Origin of the sequence: Mycobacterium sp. SMC-13, from assembly GCF_045311035.1 — a bacterium.
Classification (GTDB): Bacteria; Actinomycetota; Actinomycetes; order Mycobacteriales; family Mycobacteriaceae; genus Mycobacterium.
The window spans coordinates 68,915-70,220 of sequence record NZ_JBJIAI010000005.1 but is presented as its reverse complement, the minus strand read 5'-3'; the positions used below and the strand labels follow the sequence as shown (position 1 = coordinate 70,220).

The 1,306-nt window shown below is 65.8% G+C and carries 2 protein-coding genes; both read right to left on the bottom strand.

Translation table 11 applies throughout. The features are described from left to right. Positions 1–43: 43 nt before the first annotated feature. Positions 44–268: an MbtH family protein gene (locus ACJH6I_RS09505; protein ID WP_318983915.1), complete on the bottom strand. Its 225-nt coding sequence runs from the start codon at positions 266–268 to the stop codon at positions 44–46. A 426-nt stretch (positions 269–694) separates the two neighbouring features. After that, positions 695–1,306, bottom strand: coding sequence for a recombination mediator RecR (gene recR / locus ACJH6I_RS09500; RefSeq protein WP_029105128.1), 612 nt, complete (start codon positions 1,304–1,306; stop codon positions 695–697).

Below are 1,306 nucleotides of genomic sequence, written 5' to 3'. Positions count from 1 at the left end.
CCCGAACACTGAAATGACGAACTACCCCTGAACTAACGAAGGCTCAGCGCGGCTGCCCAACCGACAGTCGGTCACGCAAGCTCTTGGGCCGGATGTCGGTCCATTCCCGCTCGATGTACTCCAGGCACGAGGCACGGTCGGCTTCGCCGTGCACCACTCGCCAGCCCTCGGGAACGTCCGCGAACGTGGGCCACAGGCTGTGCTGCTCCTCGTCGTTGACCAACACAAAAAAGGTGCCATTGTCGTCATCGAACGGGTTGGTGCTCATGGTGCTCCCCAAAAGAATTGACGCTCAAGATAATTGGGGCTTCCGATCCTCCGGTTGGCCCGTGCGCGAATGCTACATGCCCACACTGTGTTCCCACACACGTGTTTGCCAACGGGCCGCCGCGGCGCGATCGACGCGAAATCCCCAAGGAAACAACAACTTTGGCGCAATTCTTTGCCGGATGCCGATACCGGTACGGACTTCCCAGTACACGCCCCGCACGCGCCGCGTCAGCTCGTTAGCCAAATCTGCGGAAACGGTAATTTGGCAGGGAAAATGGGTGACGGGGCCAGACCGAATGCGGTTTCGGCGGGGAGTGAGTTGAACCGGGGCGGGTGAGCTTGCCGGGCCGCGCGTCAGACCACCGCGAGCCGGGCGTCAGACCACCGCGGCCGAGCCGGGCGTCAGACCACCGCGAGCCGGGCGTCAGACCATCGCGCGGCGGCCGGCCAGGGCCCGGCCCAGCGTCAGCTCGTCGGCGAACTCGAGGTCGCCACCCATCGGCAGACCCGACGCGATGCGCGTCACCGTCAGCCCCGGAATGTCGCGCAGCATGCGGACCAGGTACGTCGCCGTGGCCTCGCCCTCGGTGTTGGGGTCGGTCGCGATGATCACCTCGACGATGTCCACGCCGTCGACCCGCTGCCCAATCCTGTTGAGCAGCTCGCGAATTCGCAGCTGTTCCGGCCCGACGCCGGACAGCGGATCCAGTGCGCCGCCCAGGACGTGGTAGCGCCCGCGGAATTCGCGGGTGCGCTCCACCGCCTGGACGTCCTTGGGCTCCTCGACGACACACACCAGGGAGCCATCGCGGCGCGGATCGCTGCAGATGCGGCACCGGTCGTCGTCGGACACGTTGCCGCACACCGCACAGAACTTGACGCCGTCACGCACCCGGTTCAGCACCGCGGTCAGCCGGTCGATGTCCGGCGGCTCCACCGACAGCAGGTGGAACGCGATGCGCTGGGCACTCTTCGGCCCGATCCCCGGCAGCTTGCCGAGTTCGTCGATCAAATCCTGTACGGGTCCTTCAAACAC

Coding starts and splice junctions, on each gene's coding strand:
- ACJH6I_RS09505 (WP_318983915.1), bottom strand. CDS start 268: ATGAGCACCAACCCGTTCGATGACGACAATGGCACCTTTTTTGTGTTG.